Below are 21,967 nucleotides of genomic sequence, written 5' to 3'. Positions count from 1 at the left end.
CGGCAACGGGGTGCGGGAGCGGGGCAGCCGGGGATGCCGTCGTCGTCACCGCCGCCGGGTCGTCTGCCGTCGTCGTGCTCACAAAAGGAAGCTGGTGCAGCCGCCGCGTTTCCGCTAAGCCACTGCACCAGCAGGTAGTACGAATTTTTTCGAATGCTATGAAACGTTACTCATTCGCGGCTCCCTTAGGTCCCGGGGGTTGATGACCGGGTCTTCACGTCTTCTTCAAGATGCCTTGTCATGAGCCAGCCTGCGCCAGCCATTACGATGCCCATGACCATAAAGGCCCAATTGTCCATGGTGTTCAGCGACAGGAAGTTGGCCGCCGAATTCACGCCGACGATAAACCCGTAGATGCTCAGGACGATGTAGAGCAGGCCGGAGCCCATGAGGAAATTCCGGGCGCCCACGGCGGTCCGGGACATCGTCAAGCCGGTGGCGCCGATCGCGAGCTGAACAATGTTCAGCAACATCGACACCTGGAACAGGTTCAGGAACAGGGCCTTGGAATCGGGCCCGAAGAACCTGAGTTCGCTGTAGTTCGTCGTGATGCCCGGGATGAACCCCAGGATGCCCACGACGATAAGGACGATACCTACACCCATGCCTACGTTCTGTACATCCGTCCGACCAAAATGAACGCCATGGGCATGAGGAGATGCGGTAGTCATTTGCTGCCTCCAACCACTGATTGCGGACATTTACAATTTTACGGCCCGGGTGTGGAAAAAGCGCCGGCAGCCGGGGGACGCGAATTCCGCGGATCCGCGCGTTGTGCCTGTCGGTAACCGGCCGGATGCCGGGCTCGTGGCACCATGGAACTCGATGAAACTGCGCGCTGATCAGACCGGACAACGTGGCCTTCCCATGCCCTTGTGGCTGCAGGGTGCCCTCGAGTCCGCCCAGGCCGCCGTTATCTCCGCCCTTGTGGTGGCGGCGCCGATCGTCACGGTCTGGGCCACGGCCGGATTCCAGAACAGCGGGTTCGACCTCCTGGCCCGCCTCGCCGGCCAGGCCTGGCTGCTGATCCACGGCGTGCCGCTGCTGCTGGACACCGCCGGCGCCGGGTCCGCGGCTCACCCGGATTCCGGCACGCTCTCACTGATTCCGCTGGGGCTGACCCTCATCCCGTTCCTGCTCGCCTGGCGTGCCGGGCGTCGGCTCGCCCGCGCCTCGTATACGGACCAGCTCTGGCAGGCCCTGCTCGGATCCTGGCTGATGTACGCGGGGTTCGGAATCGCCACGGGGTTCGTTTGCCGCACGTCCGACGTCGGCATCAGCTTGTGGTCCGCCGCGCTGATCCCGCTCATCCCGTTCGGACTGGGCATGGTGGTGGGCGCGCGCCGCGAGGCAGGCTCCTGGAGCCGTCTGATCGGCGTCGACGCCGTGGCCTGGCTGTCCCGCACCAGTCAGCACTCCCGCTGGGCCGGGTCCTACCTTGGTTCCGCCATCAAGGCCGGATCGGTGGCGCTGATGGCGACCCTGGCGATGGCGGGGGCCCTGCTTGCCGTCGACCTCTTCATCCACTGGAACCTTGTGGTGGCCGTGTATGAGGGGCTCGACGCCGGTGCCATCGGCGGCGCTGTCCTGACCATTGTGCTCCTGGGCTTCCTGCCCAACCTCGTTGTGTTTGCCCTGGCCTGGATCTCCGGCGCGGGGTTTGCGCTGGGGGTCGGCTCGGCGGCCGGCCCGCTCGGAACCGCCGTCGGGCCGCTGCCGTCCATCCCCGTGTTCGCGGCGCTGCCGTCCGGGTCGCTGGACTTCGGCTTCGTGGCCCTCGTGGTGCCGGCGCTCGCCGGGGTGCTGGCAGGCTGGTGGTTCCTGCGCGAAGGCGAGAACCACTTCGACGAATGGCTGTCCATCAAGGTCCGGGCCCGCTGGTTTACCGCCGCGGCGTCCACCCTGGTGCTGGGCGCGGTAATCGGCTCGGTCGCCGGGCTGCTCGCGGCGGGGCTCGCCTGGCTTGCCGGCGGGTCCGCCGGAATCGGCAGGCTGACGGAGATCGGCCCCGACCCGCTCCGCACGGCACTGTTCGTGGCCGCGGAGGTGGGGATCGGCGTCGTGATCGGCTACGCGGCCGGTCCCTGGCTGGAACGCCAGCAGAAGCTGCGGGAGGCGGACCTAGAAGCGGTCAACGGCCGCTAACGGAACTGCGTGGGCATGGCGTTGTTGAGCTGCGTCCTGCACGCGGACGTTGCCTGCTCCGTCAGGGCATGCCGGACGCACTGCTGGTAGTCGCGGATCTGGCTGAAGAACAGTGACGAGGCCAGGACCACCAGCAGCATCACTGCCGAGGCCATCAGTCCGGAAATCGCGCCGAACAGGACCAACCGCGGTGCTTTGTACTTCACGGCCCGGATCAGCACCATAATGCCCAGCACAATCCCGGCCGTGGTGAGCAGGGCCGTCAGCCACAGGTAGCTGACGTCGAGCTGGAAGACGAAGAAGGCGCCCAGGACCGCGACGATGAACAGCCGGAACAGGGTGTGGGTCAGCTGCTGGGGGTCTTTGACCGCCGCGCCGCGCGGATGCCGGCCGGGCTGGCCGCCGCCGGAGTCCGTGGGGGAATTCATGGTTTCCAGCCTACGCGAGCGGCCCCATAAGCTAGGACCATGCGCATCGTAGTCCTCGTTTCCGGCACCGGCTCCAACCTCCAGGCAGTGATCGACGCCGTGACCGCCGGCGCGCTTGACGTCGAGATCGCCGCCGTCGGCGCCGACCGGCCCGGAACATTCGGGGTGGAGCGCTCCGCGGCCGCCGGAATCCCGACGTTCGTGGTGGACTTCAAGGCCTACCCGGACCGGGCTGCCTGGAACGCGGCCCTGACTGAGACCGTCGCCGCCTACGCCCCGGACGTCGTGGTGTCCTCGGGCTTCATGCGGATTGTCAGCGCCGGCTTCATCGATGCGTTCGGCGGCAAATACCTCAACACGCACCCGGCCCTGCTGCCGTCCTTCCCGGGCGCGCACGGTGTCCGCGACGCCCTGGCCTACGGCGTGAAGGTCACCGGCTGTACCGTGCACTGGGCCGACGCCGGCGTGGACACCGGCCCCATCATCGCGCAGGAGGCCGTGGCGATCGAGGACGGCGAGACCGAAGAGTCCCTGCACGAACGCATCAAGGTGGTGGAGCGCCGCCTCCTGGTCTCCACGCTGGCGTCCCTTGCCGCGGCCCACAACGGACGCAAGTAGCGGCACTCCGGCGTATCCCGCCCACCCAACGGGCTTGCCCACCCAACTGACTCGCAGCAGGGGCCGTTTTGAGCGCTCAAAACGGCCCCTGCTGCGAGTCAGTTGGGTGCGTGGGCCGTGTGCTGTGGATAACTCCCCAGGGCAAACCTCCGATTTGCGACGATGTAGCGATGAGGACGCCCCGACCGCTCCCGGTGCCGCTCGGATCAGCGCCGTTTACCGTCAAGGAGGCCGCCGACGCCGGCATCAGCCGACGTCGTCTTAGGCACTCCTCCCTGGACGTTCCGAGCCGCGGGATCCGCTTGCCAACGGGGCACAGCGCTGAAGTGACGCTCCACGCCCGGCCCCTGACCCTGGTCACGCAATTCTCCGCAGCCTCCCACGCGACGGCCTTCCTGATCTGGGCCTTTCCGGGATTCCTCCCGGGCTCGAACGCTCCCGGAATCCACATTTCCCGTCCGGACACCATGGCCATACCGCGGCGCAGGGGCGTGATCGGGCATGTCGGGAAATTCTTCGCCGACGAAATCACCATGGTCGACGGCGTGCTGGTCACCACGCGGACCAGGACGTGGTTGGACTGCTCCCGGAAGATGAGCATCGATGAGCTGACCGTGGTGGCGGACCACTTGCTGCGCCTTCCTCGGCCTGCATTTGAAGGCCGGACGGAGCCTTATGCCACGCCGGCGCAGCTGGCCGAGATGCTGGACCGGCACAAGGGGACGCCCGGCATCCGCAAGGCGCGGCTCGCCCTGGAGCAGGCTCGGATCGGTGCGGACTCGGCTCCCGAGACGAGACTCCGGCTCGCGCTGCGCCGCGCAGGACTGCCGGAACCGGAACTGAACGTGGACACGGTCCTGCGCTCCGGCGTCGTGCGTCAACCGGATCTTGCCTACCCGGAGCACCGGGTTGCCGTCGAGTACGAGGGCGCCGGGCATTCCGAGGCGGCTCAGGTCATTCGTGACATTGCCCGGGAAGAGGACTTCAGCGGCGCCGGCTGGATCCTGGTCCGGATCTCGAAGCGGCACATGGAGAACGACGCGCGGTCCGCCGTCGCGAAGGTCAGCGCCGCGCTCGCGTCCCGCGGCTGGCAGCCCAAGTAACTAGCAGCAGGGGCCGTTTTGAGGGCTCAGAACGGCCCCTGCTGCTAGTTAGTTGGGTCAGGGCGGGCGGGCGGGCGGGCGGGGGCTGGTGCCCGGAGAACGCGCTAGTCGAGCCGGCGCTGCTTGGTTTCGGGGGCGAAGAACGCCATCCACAGCACGGACAGCAGCACCAGGCCGCCGGCCAGCGCAAACGAGGTCGCGAGTCCCAGCTGCGGCCACAGGACGGCCGCGAAGATCAGCGGTCCGAACCCGGCGCCGAGGCGGGAAAACGTCGAGGCCCAGCCGAAGCCGGAACCGCGCAGCTCGGTGGGGTAGAGCTCGGAGACGTAGGCGTACAGCACGGGGATGGCCACCTGCACCACGAAGCCGAAGACCAGGAGCCAGAACACGGCCGCCGTCGGGATGTCCACCACGATTGCCACAATCACGAGCGTCAGGGCGGAGAGCGGGCCGGTGATGGCCAGGATCCATTTGCGGCCCACGCGTTCGACGAGCAGGGCGGCCACCACCACGCCGAGGAGACCGACGGCGGCCATGGACGCCGTGGTCAGGAAGGCCTTGTACTCCTCGAAGCCGGCGCCGATCAGGATCCGCGGCATCCACGTCAGGGACAGGTAGTACACCAGCAGGATGCTGAAGAAGAGGGCCCAGGCCGCCGTCGTGATCTTCCAGTTGAACTGCCAGAGCGCACGCAATTGCGTCCACGCGCTGCCGGCGGAGAGCCGGGGTGCGTCCTGCGGTGCGGGCAGGCTGTAGACGCGGGGCTCGGCGCCGGTGGCCTCGACCAGGCTGTCGATCACCTGGGCGGCCTCGTCGCGGCGGCCCTTGCGGATCAAAAAGAGCGGGGACTCCGGCACGCTGCGGCGGATCCAGAACACGAGCAGTGCCGGGAGCACCATGACGAGCATGGTCAGGCGCCAGTCCGCGAAGGCCGCGACCAGTCCGGCGGAGACAAAACCGCACAGGGCGGCGCCGATCGGCCACCAGCCGTCCATCGCGGTCAGTACCCGGCCGCGCTGTTTGCGGGGTGTGAACTCGCCCACCAGCGCATAGTCCACCGGGATGCAGCCGCCGAGGCCGAAGCCGGCCATGAAGCGGAACACGACGAACCACATGAAATCGGGGGAGACCGCGCCGAGCACAGTGAAGATGGAGAAGATCAGCAACGTGGCGGTGAAGGCCTTCTTGCGGCCGATCGTGTCCGCGATGGTGCCCCAGACGAAGGCACCGAGGGCCATGCCGATCAGATTCGCCGTGCCGATCCAGGCGGCATCGCCGGGGCTCAGGGACCAGTATTTGGACAGCAGCGGAATGAGGATGCCGTTGAGGGTGACGTCCCAGGCGTCGAACATGAAGCCCAAGCCGCCGATCAGGAAGATCCGGCCTTGGACCTTCCACCGCCACGGCAGTTCCTGGACCACCTGTTCGCCGCTGGGCACAGTGGTGTACGTGTTCATCTTGGCCTCCTGTGTGAAAACTCTACGTGGCCCGGGCGGGGCCGGTGCATGCTTCACACTCCGGCGCGCGGGCAGACCCGAGGGAAGGCGGAGGGCCGGGACGCGATAAACTGGCCGCATCCCCACCACCCGCGGCCCGCCGCGATATAAGACGGAGACTTTTTGTGAGCTTCACGCAGCTTGACCGTGTATCCATCGACCGAGTGCCCATCCGCCGGGCACTGATTTCGGTCTACGACAAGACCGGTCTGGAGGAGCTCGCGCAGGGCCTGCACGACGCCGGCGTCAAGATCGTCTCCACCGGCTCCACGGCCAAGAAGATCGCCGCCGCGGGCATCCCCGTGCAGGAAGTCGAAGAAGTCACCGGCTCCCCGGAAATGCTGGACGGCCGCGTCAAGACCCTGCACCCGCGGGTACACGGCGGCATCCTCGCGGACCGCCGCGTCCCGGCCCACATGCAGACGCTGGCCGACATGGACATCGAGCCGTTCGACCTCGTCGTCGTCAACCTTTACCCCTTCGTGGAGACCGTGAAGTCCGGCGCGGCGGCGGACGACGTCGTCGAGCAGATCGACATCGGCGGCCCGGCGATGGTCCGCTCGGCCGCGAAGAACCACGCCGCCGTCGCGATCGTGGTGGACCCGGCGTCGTACGGTGCCGTCGTGGAGGCGGCCGCCTCGGGCGGCTTCGACCTGAAGACCCGACGCCGGCTCGCCGCCAAGGCCTTCGCGCACACCGCGTCCTACGACACCGCCGTGGCCACCTGGACCGCCAGCCAGTTCCTCGACGAGGACGGCGACGGCCTGATCAACTGGCCCGCCTACGCCGGACTGGCCCTGGAACGCTCCGAGGTGCTCCGCTACGGCGAAAACCCGCACCAGCAGGCCGCCCTGTACGTGGACAAGGCCGCCCCGGCCGGCATCGCGCAGGCCGACCAGATCCACGGCAAGGCCATGAGCTACAACAACTTTGTCGACGCCGATGCCGCCCTGCGCGCCGCGTTCGATTTCGCCGAGCCCGCCGTCGCTATCATCAAGCACGCCAACCCCTGCGGCGTGGCTGTGGGCTCCGCGTCCGCGGCGGACCCGATCGCCGATGCCCACGCCAAGGCCCACGCCTGCGATCCCGTGTCCGCGTTCGGCGGCGTCATCGCCGCGAACCGCACTGTCACCGCCGGCATGGCCCGCACTGTGGCGGGAATCTTCACGGAGGTCGTCATCGCGCCGGGCTTCGACGAGGAGGCCGTGGAGATCCTGTCCAAGAAGAAGAACATCCGTCTCCTGGCGCTGCCCGAGGGCTACGGCCGGTACCCGACCGAGTTCCGCCAGGTCTCCGGCGGCATGCTGGTGCAGGCCACGGACAAGGTCGACGCCGAGGGTGACAACCCCGCCAACTGGACCCTTGCCGCGGGCGACGCCGCCGATGCCGACACCCTGGCCGACCTCGCGTTCGCCTGGACCGCCTGCCGCGCCGCCAAGTCCAACGCCATCCTGCTCGCGGACAACGGTGCCGCCGTCGGCATCGGCATGGGCCAGGTCAACCGGCTTGATTCCTGCAAGCTCGCCGTGGAGCGCGCCAACGCGCTCGGCGTCACCGTGGAGTCCGACGTCGATGCCGCTGGCGGCGCAGCCGGCACCGACGCCAGCGAAGCCCCCGAGCGTGCCCGCGGTGCGGTGGCGGCATCGGACGCGTTCTTCCCGTTCGCGGACGGCCTGCAGATCCTGGTCGACGCCGGCGTGCGGGCCGTGGTCCAGCCCGGCGGCTCCGTCCGGGATGAGGAAGTCATCGCCGCGGCCAACGCCGCCGGCATCACGATGTACTTCACGGGAGCCCGCCACTTCTTCCACTAGTCCGTGGTTCCCGCTGCACACATCCGCGGTTCCCGCTGCACGCAGAAGCCGCCGCAGCAGAAGCCGCACAAAGAATGGGCATGCCCTCCCTTATCCGGAGGACATGCCCATTTTTTGTGCCCTCCGGGTCCGTCGGCGAGCAGGGCTGCGGGACATGCTCATTTTTCGCGGGCAGGAGTGGGCTGGTGGGCGAGCCCGTAGGTCATGTTCATTCCTTGTGGCGAGGAGTGGGCTGGTGGGCGAGCCCGTAGGTCATGCTCATTCCTGCGGGGGACATGCTCATTTTTCAGGCCAAGGGCTGGACATAGGGGGATATGTCCAGGCCTTGGAGTGTTGGGAGGGCATGTCCGGTGACCTCTGTCGCCGATGGAGGTCACGGGCCAGGCCAAGGGACATGCTCATTCTTTTCGCGGGACATGCTCGTCCGTTGTGCCACGGTGTTGGTCGGTGGGCCGGCTGTGGGACATGGTCATTCTTCGCGGCCAGGAGCGGGCTGATGGGCGAGCCCGTAGGTCATGTTCATTCCTTGTGGCGAAGGGTGGGCTGATGCACGGGTCCGCGGAGCATGCTCATTCTTACGGGGGACATGCTCGTTTTTAAGGCCAAGGCTTGGACATATAGGGAACATGTCCAAGCCTTGGCTTGTGGGGAGGGCATGTCCCGTGGCGGACCGCCGTCGTATGTTCAACTGTTCAACGCCGACGCGGGGCCACCGTTGGCCGTCCCCACTGCTGGAGACCGGCTGCAGGTGACCCCGCGCCGGGGTAGGCGAAACTGCAGGGGTAGGTGAAACCGGGGCTCGTGCGGTCCGGGTCAGGAACGCCGGTCAGGCTAGGAAGCGGCCGCCGTCGTGTAGGCCTGCTGGATGACGCTGCCCCAGTACGGGCCGTACATGGTGGTGGAGTTGCTGCCGTAACCGTAGCTGTTGATGGAGTTCTGGTAACCGGAAGCGCTGGTGCCGATGAACCACGGACCGCCCGAGGAGCCGCCCGTCATGTTGCAGGGGATTCCCTGGGTGTTGAACTGCGGGTTGTAGGGGTCGTTGGTGGCAGTGCCGGAGCAGCTCTTGAGGGATTCGCCGTTGAAGGGCGCCGCGGCGGGGTAGCCGAAGGACTTGTAGCTTAGGCCGCGGGCGGCGTTGAACTGCAGCCCGGAGCCGCCGACCACGTCGGTCAGGTACTGGCCGTTGAGTGTGGACATCACGGCGAACCCGGTGTCGTACGTCATGTCGCCGGCGGAGCTCCACTGGGTGGGAGCGTAGAGGGCCTTGGCCGTCCACTTGCCGTAGGGGGCTGCGCCGTTGAGGTAGGCCGGGACGAATGTGAACTTGGTGGCGAAGGCGCCCGGCCCCTCGTTGACGCAGTGCCCGGCCGTGGTGACGGTGCTCTTGTTGCCGGAGGAGACCGAGTTGCCGGAGCAGACGTAGTTGGTCCCGCCGAGGGTGAAGAAGACCTTCCCGATGTGCGGGACGGGGTTCTCGCTTGCGTTGGCCTTGGTCTGCAGGGTCTGCGACTGCTGCGCCTTGGACTGAAGCGTCGGAGCCGCAGCCTCGACAGTGCTCGGGGCGGCACCCTCCAGCGGTGCCGCCGCGGACTTCGAGGACTTGCCGCGCTTCATGGCCTTGTCCGCCAGGACGTCACCGGGGACCGCGTTGCGCATGCGTTCAGCGGTCCAGTAGTCGGCCGTCCCGGTTTCGGTGACGGTGTGGCTTGTGACGTCGGAGGCGGAGGCGGAGGCGGAGACCGGTGCCTTGGCCGGCGCGGGGGAGGCGGTGGCCGCCCCCGCGGCACTCAGGGCCAGCAGCGCTGCGGCTGAAAGAGTCAGCAGGCTGGTGGCCAGAGTCTTGGGTGTTCTCATGGGTGTCCTAACCGGTGGAAAGCGGGGCGGCCGCCTGTGGCGGCCGCTGGATGGGAACGAAACTACGGCAGTTTGACTAATCTGTAAAGTGATTTGTCAATTCTTGTTATGCCGTTTTTGGGTGTCATGCACCCGTCCGCGCATGACGCCGGTAGGCGTCAAAGGGGCCACCTCGGGTAAGTTAGGGGTGTTGAGATAACACAAGATTCCGGAAATACCCAGACCTTCAGGGAGACGCCCGAGCAATGGCAAAGATTATCTATACCCACACCGACGAAGCGCCGATGCTGGCCACCTATTCGTTCTTGCCGATCATTGAGGCGTTCGCCTCGACGGCCGGTGTGGAAGTGGAGACCCGCGACATCTCGCTGGCCGGCCGCATCATCTCCGCATTCGGCGACTACCTCACCGAAGAGCAGCGCGTCAGCGATGCCCTGGCCGAACTTGGCGCGCTTGCCAAGACGCCGGAAGCCAACATCATCAAGTTGCCCAACATCAGCGCCTCCGTCCCCCAGTTGAAGGCGGCCATCGCCGAACTCCAGGGCCATGGCTACGCGCTGCCGGACTACCCGGACAACCCCGCCTCGGATGAGGAAACGGACATCCGGTCCCGCTACGACAAGATCAAGGGCTCCGCCGTGAACCCGGTCCTGCGCGAAGGTAACTCGGACCGCCGCGCCCCGCTCTCGGTCAAGAACTACGCCCGCCAGAACCCGCACAGCATGGGCGCGTGGTCTCCGGAGTCCAAGACCAACGTGGCCACCATGGCAGCCGACGACTTCCGCTCGAATGAGAAGTCCGTGGTGATCGATGCGGACACCAACATCAAGATCCAGCTCGTCAAGGAAGACGGCACGGTGAAGGTCCTCAAGCGCGCCTTCCCGGTCCTGGCCGGCGAGGTCATCGACGGCACCGTGATGCGCGCCGCCGCCCTGGATGCATTCCTCATTGACCAGGTTGCCCGGGCCAAGAAGGAAGGCGTGCTCTTCTCCGCCCACCTGAAGGCCACCATGATGAAGGTTTCAGACCCCGTCATCTTCGGCCACGTCGTCAAGGCCTACTTCGCCGATCTCTTCGCTAACTACGGCGAGCAGCTCGCCGCGGCCGGCCTGAGCCCCAACAACGGCCTGGCCTCCATCCTCAACGGCCTTGAGGACCTCCCCGAGGAGATCCGCGGCGACGTTCAGGCAGCCATCGAGAAGGGCCTCAACGAGGGCCCCGAACTGGCCATGGTCGATTCCGACAAGGGCATCACCAACCTGCACGTGCCCTCCGACGTGATCGTCGACGCCTCGATGCCGGCCATGATCCGCAGCTCCGGCCACATGTGGGGCCGCGACGGCCAGGAAGCCGACACGCTCGCCGTCCTCCCGGACAGCAGCTACGCCGGCATCTACCAGGTCGTCATCGACGACTGCCGCGCCCACGGCGCGTTCGACCCCACCACCATGGGGACCGTTCCGAACGTCGGCCTCATGGCCCAGGCCGCCGAGGAATACGGCAGCCACGACAAGACGTTCGAGATCCAGTCCGCCGGCACCGTCCAGATCGTCGACGACGCCGGCACCGTGCTGATCGAGCACCAGGTCGCCCCGGGCGACATCTGGCGCGCCTGCCAGACCAAGGACGTGCCGATCCGCGACTGGGTCAAGCTGGCCGTCACCCGTGCCCGCGCCTCCGCCACGCCCGCCGTCTTCTGGCTGGACAAGGGCCGCGCGCACGACGCCCAGATGATCGCCAAGGTGGAGGAATACCTCAAGGACCACGACACCGAGGGCCTGGAGATCTCCATCATGTCCCCGGACGAGGCCACGGCCTTCACGGTGGAACGCCTTCGCAAGGGCGAGGACACCATCTCGGTCACCGGCAACGTGCTCCGCGACTACCTCACGGACCTCTTCCCCATCCTCGAACTCGGCACCAGCGCCAAGATGCTCTCGGTGGTTCCGCTGATCAACGGCGGCGGCCTGTTCGAGACCGGCGCCGGCGGATCCGCCCCGAAGCACGTCCAGCAGCTGCTCAAGGAAAACCACCTGCGATGGGACAGCCTGGGTGAATTCCTTGCCCTGGCCGTTAGCTTCGAGCACCTTGCCACGAGCACCGGCAACGCCCGTGCCCAGGTCCTGGCCGACACCCTGGACCGCGCCACCGGCACGTTCCTGCTGGAGGACAAGTCCCCGAAGCGCAAGGCCGGCGAGCTGGACAACCGCGGCAGCCACTTCTACCTGGCCAAGTTCTGGGCCCAGGAACTGGCCCGCCAGAACGACGACGCCGAGCTCGCCGCCGCTTTTGCTGCCGTTTCCGGCGCGCTGGACTCCAACGAGGAAGCCATCACTGGCGAACTTCTGGCCGTGCAGGGCTCCCCGGTGGACATCGGAGGCTACTACCGCCCCGATGAGGCGAAGGTCTCCGCCGTCATGCGTCCCTCGGCGAAGTTCAGCGAAGTCCTCGCGATGCTGACGAAGTAGGCTCCAGCCGCAACGGCCGCGCAGCACTCCCGCAGCGCGCAGCCGGTTGTGACGCAGAACGCCCCGCCTCCCGAAAGGGACGCGGGGCGTTTTGCTGCCCGATGAGGCCGCAGGACCACATGTCGATGCCCACGGCGACGGCGGCGCGGGCACGCCCTGATCCTGCCCCAGAGGTGGCGGCCGGCGGGCCTCGGGTCAGCCCTTGCCCTTTCCCTTTTCCTTCGCTTTCCCGGCGGGTGCAGGAGCCGGCGCGACGGCGGCCGGTGCAGGCTGTGCGGCAGCTGCCGCCGCCTGTGCCGCAGCGGCTTGATCAGCCGCCGCTTTTTCAGCCGCCGCTTTGTCCGCCGCGGCGCGTTCGGCGGCCGCCTGCTGCGCGGCGAGATCAGCCCGGACGGCGTCGATCGATGACTTGATGCTCTGGTGGCGTTTGAAGGACACCTCGCCGTTGGCGGCAGCGGCATCCAGTCGGGTCAGAAGTTCGTCGAGCAGCTTGAGGGAGCCCGCGGGGTCATTGGCGGCGGCCGCCTCGCTGACGGCCAGGACCTGGGATTGCAGCTGCGTGGCCGCATCGCGGCCCAAGTCGGGTGCGGGGGAGCCGCAGCCCGCCATCGATCCGGCCAGCGCCCCGGCCAGCAGCACTCCGGCGAGGCGCCCTGCGGCCCTCCGGTAGTTGGAACCGCTGCGGTCCCGCCACGTGATTCGCCGGCTCATGGTTCCACGCTTTTCTGCAGATCCTTCAGGTGGTCCCCGAGCGGTCCCGTGACAATGGGGTAGGGGACGACGTCGACGGGCGCCGGGGTGGAGAGCGCCACCGCGATCACAGCCCCCACGGCCAGGACGGCGACGACGGCGAGCACCAGGGCCACGCGGGTACGGAGCCCGGCACGGCGGAACCAAGCGGTTCCTCGCGAAAGCGAGGGGCGGCGTCGTGGCCGGGGCGGCACAGCTGCCGGGTCCAGCAGATTCAGGGGGCGCGTTCCAGTTGTCCCTAATGCGCCGGTGCCGGTGCCGGGGCCAGCCCCGGGCCTCGGCGGCCGTGCCGGCCTGGCCGGCGGCGACGGGAGGACCCGGGTATGGTCCTCTTTGATGGGCCCGGGCAGGGATCCCGGGGAAACCAGGGCATAGCGCAATGCCGCCTCGAGTTCGGCGGCCGAGGGACGGTCCAGGGGGTCCAGCGCGGTCATGGCCCGGATGAGCCGGGCCCACTCGGCGGGGACTTCGGCCGGAATGGCGGGGGCGCGGTGCAGGCGGGCTACGGCGGATTCGACGGCGCTGCCCGGGTATTCGACCTGGCCCTTGAGGCATTCGAGCAGGACCAGGCCCAGGGAATAGATGTCGCTCGCCGGTCCGAGATCGGCGCCGCGGGCCTGTTCCGGGCTGAGGTAGGCGGCGGTTCCCACCATGGTTCCCGTAGCCGTCAGCCGGGTCCCGTCGATGATCCGGGCGATGCCGAAGTCGGTGAGTTTGGGACGGAGCGGCTCGCCGGGCCGGACCGGCACCAGGAGGATGTTGGCGGGCTTGATATCCCGATGAACGATGCCCAGCCCGTGGACGTAGGCGAGGGCGTCGGCGATCCCGGCGCCGACGACGGCCAGCTCGTCCAGGGGCAGGGGACTATGCCGGATCCTGGTCCGCAGATCCTGGCCGTCCACGAGTTCCATGGTCAGGAAGGGCCTGGGCTCATTGGGAATCCGGGTGTCCGTGCCGGCGTCGAACAACGTCACCAGGCTTGGATGGTTCAGGGTGGCCAGCAGTTCGATCTCGGCTTCCTGGCGGCGGAGTTCATCCGGGTCGGCCGACTGCGGTGCGAAGAGCTTCAGCGCCACGTCCCGGCCCAGGTTCAGGTCCTTGGCAGTGTAGACCGATGCCATGCCGCCCCGGCCAATCACATCCCCCAGCTGATAGCGGCCGCCCAAGGGCTCCGCCATGATGCTGTTGGGCGAACTGTCCACGATGTCCCCGTATCTTCCCTGTGCGCCACGGCGGCGCTCCACAAGAATAATACGGGGACGGGTATCGGCTGCCGTCACCCTGGGCCTGTGTCGGATGCGCCGTGGCCGGCAGCGGGCCTCTTTTGTTGACGGGTTTGTGTTGACGGACCGCTCCTTCGAAGGCGCCCTACCGCCGGAGCCAGTGAATGCCGTTGGGTCCCCCAGCGGACCCAACGACCTCGCTCCGGCGGTTACAGGACCTCGAGGGGAGCGGGGCAGTGCATTACGGCGGGCGGGCCCTGCATCCGGCGCGCGGATGCTGGCCGGAGCGTTCCGGACGCGCGGGTGCGGGCAGCACTTCCGACGGCCCGGACATTGACGGTGCCGGCTCTGACTGTGCGGACTTTGGCGGTGCCGGGTTTGATGCTGCGGGCTTTGGCGGCGCAGCCGGTGACGGGGCTGACGGGATCAGCCCGTTGCGAATTGGGGTGCCGGCAACCCGGCGGCGGACGGTTGAGTCCATTGGGAAATCTCCTGGGTGACAGTTAACGGGCGGCCAAGGCAGCCCGACGGGCCGTGCTCTGTGGAGACAGAGACGGCCCGACTAGTCAGGAGAAGAACCGGGATCAGCGCTAACGGCGGCGTAGTCGTGCTGGAGCGGACCGGTGATGGGATCGGCTCCTGTTGTGGGCAGGCAGAAGTACAGGCCGGGCATCCAGGCAGCCGTTCCGACAGGCCCGTTGGCGGACTGACCGCTGCCGCACCCCGAGCCCGGAGCAGCCGGGAGCGCGTCAGGGGCAGGCAGGCCCGTGCCGCCATGCCAGGGGCTCGGACCGGGGGTGCCGGGGGAGACCGGCGGACCACCGGTGCCGGCAGGGGGTTCGGCAGGTGGGGCAGCGGCCGACTGGACGGGTGCCGCCGAAACGGGTTCCGACATCAGCAAACCGGCATAGGTGACCGGGGCAACCGCAGGGCGGTATGTCTGGAGCGGGCCGGGAGCCGGAGGACCTGCCGGAGCGGCGGGCGCTGGCGGTTCCTGTGATGCTGCCTTCACGCTGTTCGCTGGCGGGGAGGTGCCGACGACGGCCGCCGGCGGTGCTGCCGCTGTGCCGTCACCCGGAACGGCGGCGCCCGGAAGCACGCCCGGAACGATGGCGGCGGGGTCACCTGGTTGCAGTGGGGCCGGATCCACCGGAGCCGCGGGGACCCCGACCGGCGGAACAGTGCCCGTGCCTGGAACGGCCGGGTCCACTACGGGAGCGGCCGGGTCCACTACAGGAGCGGCCGGGTCGACGGCGGGCGGAACCACCCCGGTGCCAGGAACTGTCGGATCCACTGCCGGGACGGCGGGATCCGCGGCGGGCGAAGTGGAAGGCGGGGCGGCGCCTGGCGCGGGGAGTGAAGGATCAGATACCGCCGGATCGGAGGCAGGAGGTCCGGGATCAGCCGCGGGCGGTGGCGTGTCCGGAACTGGCGCGGCACTCCCAACGGCGCTTCCAGCGGCTCCCTTAGCCGCCTTGTCAGCAGCGACCCGCGCGTCATCTGCGACGTCGTTCGAGGCGACGGTACGGGAAGCGTCCGCCGGGGCTACTGCCAGCGCAGGAACGGCGCCCGCGGTCCACGTGCCCGACGGGGCCGGGTCGGACTCCAGAGGCACCTGGGGGCCGTCGAGGGCGGGAACGGGGAAGTCGTCGGAATCCGCGCATTCGGCAGCTGCTACAGTCCCGTGCTCGTCGCCGGCCGGCCCGTAGATCGTGCACGCGTCGTCCGCCTGCGCGGCGGTGCCTGAGAGCGTCAGCCACGCGGCGCCGGCTAGGGCCGCCAAGACGACGCGGCGCAGGGGGCGGAGGCTGCGGCCCGCGCGGGAGGGCGACGCTGCTGGATCCATGCGCGCACCCCCGCTCCGGGAAGAGTAGACAATTGCCTACAGGGTAAGTCGGCCCCAACGGGCGAGTCCAGAGCAGCGCCGAAACTGTAGGCATACCGAGACACTGGGCCCCGGCCGGGTTCGCGGCCGGCGGGAGGTCGTCAGTGGGCGTCGTTCGGGTAACTCACTCCGAGTTGCGCGCGTACACCGTCGAAGAGCCGCATGGTGTTCAGGGAGTCCTCCAGCGGCATGACCGGGCTCTCAGTGAGCCCCTGCTGGATGCAGCGCGTGACCTCGCGGAGTTCGTAGGTGTAGCCGCGACCCACCGTCGTGAACTGCTCCGTGCGCGGATCGTCGAAGCCAACCCTGACCAGCAGCTCCTTCGGGTTGTTGATGGAGCCGGAGGTCTGCAGGAAGCCCTTGCTGCCGGCGACGGTGGCAGTACGGGGCCCATGCGCGAGCAACGAGGAGGTCAGCTGGGCCTGCGCGCCGTGGTGGTAGCCGAGCGTCAGAGCGTTCTGGGCGTCCACGCCGTCGTCGTTGAGCCAGCCGGTAGCGCTGACTGTTTGCGGGAACCCCAGCGTGCCGAGCGCCCAGAGCAGCGGGTAGACCGTCAGGTCCAGCAGGGCGCCGCCGCCGTCCTTGGGCGCCCAAAGCCGGGAACCCGGCGAGTACGGTGCCGGGAAGCCGAGGTCGGCGCCGACCCACTTGACCTCACCGATCTCGCCCGAGGCCGCGATCTCGAACGCCCGCTGCATGCTGGGCAGGAAACGGCTCCACACCGCCTCCATAAGGAATAATCCGTTAGCCCGGGCCACCGCGATCAGCTCGGCGGCTTCCCGCGCGTTGATGGTGAGGGCCTTCTCGCAGAGTACGTGCTTGCCGGCGTTGAGGGCGGCGAGGGCGATCTCGTGGTGGTGGGCGTGCGGCGTAGCGACGTAGACGACGTCGACGGTGTCATCCGCCAACAACCGGTCGTAGCCGTTCACGCCGTCGTGGTCGCCGTAGGCGCGGACAAAGCCGTAGTCGGCCGCAAAGGCGTCGGCTGCCGCCTGGGTGCGGGAGCTGACAGCATGCAGTTCCGCATCCGCCAGAAGTTCGAGGTCGCGGGTGACCGCTGCGGCGATCCCGCCGGTGGCGATGATCCCCCAGCGCAGCCGGGCGCCGGTGGCGGTACGGGGGTCCTGGTCCGGCTGGCTGAACAGCCACGGCTTCGCGATGAGGGCAGACATGGTGCCATCTTCTCACCCACCTGCGGGAGGGATTGGGCTTTGGGGGGCGGGATCTGCGGGAGGGATTGGTTTTTGGGGGCAAAAGCTGCGGGAGGATCGGAAGGGACCCGCCCGCAGCGCCGCCGTTAGCCGGTCACGGCCGCGGTCGCACGGGTCCGGGTCGTTTCCTCCGTGAGCCGGCCCTGCTGAAGCCGGAACCGCCGCTCGGTCTTGTTGGCCAGGGACCGGTCATGGGTGACCACCAGGATGGTGGTGTTGTGGTCCCGGCTGAGCGCGCTGAGGAGCTCGATGATGTGCTCGCCGGTCTGCTCGTCGAGGTTACCCGTGGGTTCATCGGCCAGGATCAGCTTCGGTTCGTTCGCCAGCGCCCGGGCGATCGCCACCCGCTGCTGCTCCCCGCCGGAGAGCCGGTTGATGCGCCGCACGTGCTTGTCCGGGTCGAGCTGGACCTGTTCGAGCAGCTGCCGGGCACGCTCGAGCCGGGCGGCCTTGCGCACCCCGGCAAACTCCATCGGCAGCATCACGTTGTCCACGGCCGAGAGGTTCGGGATCAGGTTGAACTGCTGAAAGACGAATCCGATGTCCCGGCGCCGGTAATTCGTCAGCTTGGCGTCCGGCATGCTGGCCAGGCTCACGCCGTTGACCACCACGTCGCCGCTGGTCGGCTTGTCGAGCGCGCCGAGCAGGGACAGCAGGGTGCTCTTGCCGCTGCCGCTCTTGCCCACGATCGAGGCCAGCGTGCCCTGTTCGAGCTCGAAGCTGACGTCGTTGACCGGCTTGATGGTCCGGTCACCGGATTTGAACGTGCGGACCAGGTTCTTCACTTCGATCATGGCTATTCTCCTCGGAGGACTTCGATGGGGCGGATGCGTGCGGTGAGCAGGGCCGGAACCAGGGCCCCGATGATGGCGACGCCGAATACCGCGGCGATGCCCGTGGCAATGATCCCGGGGGAGGCGCTCGCCGTGACGGAGGTCAGCAGCTGGCTGGCCCCGCCGAAGGCACCGCCCGGGCCGCCGGGGAAGCCTCCGGGGCCGCCGCGCTGGCCGGTGGCCGCTGTCGTGTTGCTGCTTGAGCTGATGAGGGCGCTGGCGATGCCTCCGCTGGCGAAGGACGCGATGGCGGCGCCCACCACGCTGCCCATGGCCACCAGCACGAGGGCCTCCAGCACGAACTGCAGGCCGATGGTGCGGTTGGGTGCTCCGATGGCCTTCAGGACGCCGATCTCGCGGCGGCGTTCGCGGACCAGCATGACCATGATCAGCAGGATGATCAGGCCGGCAGTGGCGAGGGCCGCAGCGAAGGCGATGAAGGAGATGTTCTTGACGCTGTCCAGCGAGCTGATGGCGGTCTGCAGGTTCCGCTGGCCCTGGGTGACGTCCGCCTTGTCGGAGCCGAGTGCGGCCTGGAGGGCGGTCTTGGCGGCGTCGACGTTCTCCATGCTGTTGACCGTGACGATCATGGTGGACAGTTCGCCCGGCAGCGCCGCGAGGGTCTGGGCGGTGGGGAGCGTCACGTAGAGGGCGTTGTTGCCGAAGGCGGTGCCGGCGTCGAAGAGTCCCTTGACGGTGAAGGTCTGGTCCTTGATGGTGAATGTCGAGCCCACGCTCAGGCCGTTCTTCGTGGCCAGTGTGGTGCCCAGCAGGGCGCCGGTGGATGTGGCGGTGTAGTCGCCCAGGCCGGTGCCTTGCGTCAGTTGCAGGGCCTTGCCGGTGGAGTCCACCTCGGCGCCGATGCCCGTTGCGGTGACCGGCAGCGAGAACGACGGCGCGGCCTGGGTGGAGCCGGCAGTGCCGCTTCCGGAGGCTCCGGAGGCGGCCTGGTTCCGGTTCCCGAGCGTGCCGGCGTCGACTGCGGCGGTGAGGCTCGTGGTGACGGAGGTGGCAGACTGGCCTCCCGGGCCGCCCTGGCCTGTCCGTCCGGACGCGGCCTCGGCCGCGGCTTCGGCGGCGTTGCGCAGGCGCAGTGCCTTGGTGCCGACCACGCTGGTGACGTTGGGGACGGCGGCCGCGGTGGCCGCCTGCGCTGCGGTCAACGGCTCGCCGCCGCCTTCGAACCCCTGGCCGCCGGCCGGGTTGACCGTCAGGACCGTGCCTACGGAGGCATTGAGCTCGGCGACCTTGCCGGTGACAGCCTGGTTGGCTACGAGCATGGCCAGGGCAAGTCCGATTGCTACGGCCAGCACGGCCACCACAGCGGCGGTCCTGACCTTGTTTCGAAAGGCGTTGCCTACACTCCGGGCAAGAACGCTCACGGTACTCCTAATTTTTCTTGGGTGTCTCTTGCCGGACCCACTGTCCGGCGGCTGGTCCCACAGTGGTACGGGCTGCTGTGCGAACCTCCCGGTGAAGCTATGGATCCGCTGTGAAGCTCTCTGCCGCAGGCAAAAGGGAGCAGGCAAAAGGGAGCAGGCAAAAGAGAGCAGGCAAAAGGGAGGAGGCAAAAGGGAGTGGCAAACCACCGCAGGCAACACGAGAGCCCCGGCCCTCCCTTGCGGGGGAGCCGGGGCTCTCGCGTCTGGCTGGCGCCGGTGGAACCTGCGCCTAAGTCAGGAACTGCTGGTCAGGAACTACTGCTTGGTGATCGGTCCAAGTACCGGATCGTTGACATAGGCCGTGTGGACGTTCTCGGCGGTCACGATGACCGGCTTCAGCAGGTACGCGGGAACAACCTTGACGCCGTTGTTGTAGGACTTGTCGTCGTTGATCTCCGGCTTCTTGCCTGCCTGGATGTCGTTGACCATGGTGATCGAGTGCTCAACGAGCGCGTTGGTGTCCTTGTTGATGGTGGAGTACTGCTCGCCCGCCATGATGGACTTGACTGACTCAACCTCGGAGTCCTGGCCCGTGACAACCGGGATCGGCTTGCCGGCGGCCTTGACGGAGGTGATGATCGCGCGGGCCAGGGTGTCGTTCGGGGACAACACGCCGTCAAGCGCGGCGCTGCCGTACGTTCCGGCGAGCAGGGTGTCCATGCGCTTCTGGGCGTTCTCTGCCTTCCAGCCCTGGGTAACGGCCTGCTCGAAGCTCGTCTGGCCGGAGAGGACCTTCAGGGTGCCGTCGTCCATCTTCGGCTTGAGGACGCTCATGGCGCCGTCGAAGAAGACCTTCGCGTTGGCGTCGTCGGGGGAACCGGCGAAGAGCTCGATGTTGTACGGGCCTGCCGGCTTCTTGGCCTTCATGCCGTCCAGCAGCGCCTGGCCCTGGAGTTCGCCGACCTTGAAGTTGTCGTAGGCCACGTAGTAGTCCACGTTTTCGGTGTTCAGGAGCAGCCGGTCATACGCGATGATCGTGGCGCCGGCGTCCTTGGCCTGCTTGAGCTGGGTGCCCAGCTGCGCACCGTCGATGGCACCGACGATGATGAGCTTGTCGCCCTTGGTGATCATGGCACTGATCTGGTTCTGCTGATCCGAAACGCCGCCGTTGGCGAACTGCACATCCGGCTTGTAGCCGGCCTTGGTGAGGCCGTCGTTGAACAGCTGCTCAGCCAGGACCCAGTTTTCCGAGGTCTTCTGGGGCAGCGCGACACCGATAGAAGAGCCCTTCGGGAAGGCCTCGCCCCCGGAGGAAGAACCGCTGGTGGTTCCGGTGTCGGAACGGCCGCAGGCTGTCAGCGCCAGTGCCGCAATTGCAGCGATTGCTGCTGCCTTTCCTGCTTTACCAATCATTCGCATTGCTTGGTTCTCTTTCTTTTGGTGGTGTGCGGAGAATTGTGGGATTCGGGATTCGGGGTAGCGGATCATATCCCCCTGGAGATGACCTCTTTGGTTTGGGTGGTCTCGTCGGCCTTGATCTCGCTGCTGCGGCCGAAGTTCTTCATCAGCATGCCGATGATCGACCTCTTGCCCTGCGACTTGTTGTAGACGTCGAACGCGACGGCGATCAGCAGGACCAGGCCCTTGATGATCTGGGTGAGGTCGGCGCCGACGCCCAGGAGCTGCAGGCCGTTGTTCAGCACGGCCATGACCAGGCCACCGATGATCGAGCCGATCACAGTGCCCACGCCACCGGTGACCGCGGCGCCGCCGATGAAGACAGCCGCGATGGCGTCCAATTCCCAGCCGACGCCGTCGAACGGGCCTGAGGCGGTGGACCGGCCGACGAAGATCATGCCGGCGAGGCCGGCCAGCAAGGACATGTTCATCATGACCAGGAAGTTGACCTTCTTGGACTGGACGCCAGAGAGCTCGGCGGCGTGTCGGTTCCCGCCGACGGCGTAGATGTGGCGGCCAATCACGGTCTTGGAGGAGATGAAGCCGTAGATGAGGATCAGGACGGCGAGGATCAGGCCCGGGATCGGGAAGGAGGTGCCCGGCCGGCCGGTGGCGAAGAGGTAGGTGGCGTAGAGGATGGCGCCGCAGACCAGGACCAGCTTGAGAACGCTGACCCAGACTTCGGGGACCTCGGCGCCGAGCGCCTTGGCGTTGCGGCGGGAGCGGATCTCGCTGAAGATCACGAAGGCGACGCCGAGCAGGCCCAGGATCAGGGTGAGGTTGTTATAACCGGTTTTCGGGCCGATCTCGGGCAGGTAGCCGGAGCCGAGGTACTGGAAATCCGTGGGGACCGGGATGGTGTTCGACTTGCCGACCAACTGGTTGGCGCCGCGGAAGATCAGCATGCCGGCCAGCGTCACGATGAACGCTGGAATGCCGACGTAGGCCACCCAGAATCCCTGCCAGGCTCCGATCAGGATGCCCAGCCCCAGCCCCATCAGGACGCCGATGTACCAGGGCAGGCCCCAGTCACGGATGAAGAGGGCCACGCAGACGCCCACGAAGGCGGCGACGGAACCGACCGAGAGGTCGATGTGCCCGGCGATAATGACCAGAACCATGCCGATGGCGAGGATCAGGATGTAGGAGTTGCCGTTGAAGAGGTTGATGACGTTGCCCGACGTGAGCGTGCGGCCCTCCGTGAAAATCTCGAAGAACACGATCAGCGCAACCAGGGCGAAGATCATGCCGAATTGGCGGGTGTTGCCGCCAAAGAGCTTCTTGAGCGCGTTCATTGTT

At 67.6% G+C, this 21,967-nt stretch carries 17 protein-coding genes; 5 read left to right on the top strand and 12 right to left on the bottom strand.

Annotation, left to right across the window (positions count from 1 at the left end):
- Nucleotides 1-185: 185 nt before the first annotated feature.
- Nucleotides 186-605 carry a DUF4383 domain-containing protein gene (locus ABD243_RS08750; RefSeq protein ID WP_237563317.1) on the bottom strand — a complete coding sequence of 140 codons (420 nt, stop codon included), beginning with the start codon at nt 603-605 and terminating at the stop codon, nt 186-188.
- Nucleotides 606-825: 220 nt separating this feature from the next.
- Here ABD243_RS08750 and ABD243_RS08745 point away from each other — a divergent pair, with 220 nt between their 5' ends.
- Nucleotides 826-2,145 carry a cell division protein PerM gene (locus ABD243_RS08745; RefSeq protein ID WP_344364344.1) on the top strand — a complete coding sequence of 440 codons (1,320 nt, stop codon included), beginning with the start codon at nt 826-828 and terminating at the stop codon, nt 2,143-2,145.
- On the opposite strand, the gene ABD243_RS08740 is transcribed toward ABD243_RS08745, so the two are convergent.
- The gene (locus ABD243_RS08740; protein WP_344364341.1) at nt 2,142-2,573 is read right to left on the bottom strand and encodes a hypothetical protein; all 432 of its coding nucleotides are present in this window, start codon (nt 2,571-2,573) and stop codon (nt 2,142-2,144) included. The genes ABD243_RS08745 and ABD243_RS08740 overlap by 4 nt on opposite strands.
- 39 nt (nt 2,574-2,612) lie before the next feature.
- On the opposite strand from ABD243_RS08740, the gene purN reads away from it, so the two are divergent.
- Both purN and ABD243_RS08730 read left to right on the top strand, forming a co-directional pair.
- Entirely contained in the window at nt 2,613-3,191 is a 579-nt protein-coding gene (gene purN, locus ABD243_RS08735) for a phosphoribosylglycinamide formyltransferase (protein WP_344364338.1), read from the top strand.
- Between the two features lie 170 nt (nt 3,192-3,361).
- Entirely contained in the window at nt 3,362-4,294 is a 933-nt protein-coding gene (locus ABD243_RS08730) for an endonuclease domain-containing protein (RefSeq protein ID WP_344364335.1), read from the top strand.
- Between the two features lie 104 nt (nt 4,295-4,398).
- Here ABD243_RS08730 and ABD243_RS08725 read toward each other — a convergent pair whose 3' ends face one another.
- Nucleotides 4,399-5,751 carry an MFS transporter gene (locus ABD243_RS08725; RefSeq protein ID WP_344364332.1) on the bottom strand — a complete coding sequence of 451 codons (1,353 nt, stop codon included), beginning with the start codon at nt 5,749-5,751 and terminating at the stop codon, nt 4,399-4,401.
- Between the two features lie 164 nt (nt 5,752-5,915).
- Between ABD243_RS08725 and purH the strand changes: the two genes are divergently transcribed.
- Complete coding sequence (purH, locus tag ABD243_RS08720; RefSeq protein ID WP_344364330.1) at nt 5,916-7,601, top strand: bifunctional phosphoribosylaminoimidazolecarboxamide formyltransferase/IMP cyclohydrolase; 1,686 nt, start codon at nt 5,916-5,918, stop codon at nt 7,599-7,601.
- 831 nt (nt 7,602-8,432) lie between these two features.
- Here the strand turns inward: purH and ABD243_RS08715 are convergent.
- Nucleotides 8,433-9,458 (bottom strand): trypsin-like serine peptidase, encoded by a 1,026-nt coding sequence (locus ABD243_RS08715; protein ID WP_344364327.1) that lies wholly within the window; start codon nt 9,456-9,458, stop codon nt 8,433-8,435.
- A gap of 245 nt (nt 9,459-9,703) precedes the next feature.
- On the opposite strand from ABD243_RS08715, the gene ABD243_RS08710 reads away from it, so the two are divergent.
- Nucleotides 9,704-11,926, top strand: a complete 2,223-nt coding sequence (locus tag ABD243_RS08710; protein ID WP_344364326.1) for an NADP-dependent isocitrate dehydrogenase — start codon at nt 9,704-9,706, stop codon at nt 11,924-11,926.
- Between the two features lie 195 nt (nt 11,927-12,121).
- Here ABD243_RS08710 and ABD243_RS08705 read toward each other — a convergent pair whose 3' ends face one another.
- The 8 genes from ABD243_RS08705 to mmsB form a co-directional block, all read right to left on the bottom strand.
- Nucleotides 12,122-12,637 carry a mucin-associated surface protein gene (locus ABD243_RS08705; protein ID WP_344364323.1) on the bottom strand — a complete coding sequence of 172 codons (516 nt, stop codon included), beginning with the start codon at nt 12,635-12,637 and terminating at the stop codon, nt 12,122-12,124.
- Entirely contained in the window at nt 12,634-13,881 is a 1,248-nt protein-coding gene (locus ABD243_RS08700; protein ID WP_344364417.1) for a serine/threonine-protein kinase, read from the bottom strand. The genes ABD243_RS08705 and ABD243_RS08700 overlap by 4 nt, the downstream gene beginning before the upstream one ends.
- Nucleotides 13,882-14,461: 580 nt before the next feature.
- A complete protein-coding gene (locus ABD243_RS08695; RefSeq protein ID WP_344364321.1) occupies nt 14,462-15,745 on the bottom strand; it encodes a hypothetical protein in 1,284 nt (427 codons plus the stop codon).
- 140 nt (nt 15,746-15,885) lie between these two features.
- Complete coding sequence (locus ABD243_RS08690) at nt 15,886-16,956, bottom strand: Gfo/Idh/MocA family protein (protein ID WP_116765953.1); 1,071 nt, start codon at nt 16,954-16,956, stop codon at nt 15,886-15,888.
- 125 nt (nt 16,957-17,081) lie between these two features.
- Complete coding sequence (locus ABD243_RS08685; protein WP_116765954.1) at nt 17,082-17,789, bottom strand: ABC transporter ATP-binding protein; 708 nt, start codon at nt 17,787-17,789, stop codon at nt 17,082-17,084.
- A gap of 2 nt (nt 17,790-17,791) precedes the next feature.
- Complete coding sequence (locus ABD243_RS08680) at nt 17,792-19,210, bottom strand: ABC transporter permease (RefSeq protein WP_344364316.1); 1,419 nt, start codon at nt 19,208-19,210, stop codon at nt 17,792-17,794.
- Nucleotides 19,211-19,525: 315 nt separating this feature from the next.
- A complete protein-coding gene (locus ABD243_RS08675) occupies nt 19,526-20,629 on the bottom strand; it encodes a substrate-binding domain-containing protein (RefSeq protein WP_344364314.1) in 1,104 nt (367 codons plus the stop codon).
- 65 nt (nt 20,630-20,694) lie between these two features.
- The gene (gene mmsB / locus ABD243_RS08670) at nt 20,695-21,963 is read right to left on the bottom strand and encodes a multiple monosaccharide ABC transporter permease (RefSeq protein WP_116765957.1); all 1,269 of its coding nucleotides are present in this window, start codon (nt 21,961-21,963) and stop codon (nt 20,695-20,697) included.
- Between the last annotated feature and the right edge of the window lie 4 nt (nt 21,964-21,967).

Origin of the sequence: Arthrobacter humicola, from assembly GCF_039531445.1 — a bacterium.
In the GTDB taxonomy this organism is placed as follows: Bacteria; Actinomycetota; Actinomycetes; order Actinomycetales; family Micrococcaceae; genus Arthrobacter; species Arthrobacter humicola.
Note: the sequence above shows the minus strand (reverse complement) of the source record. Positions and strands in the feature narration are given on the sequence as shown.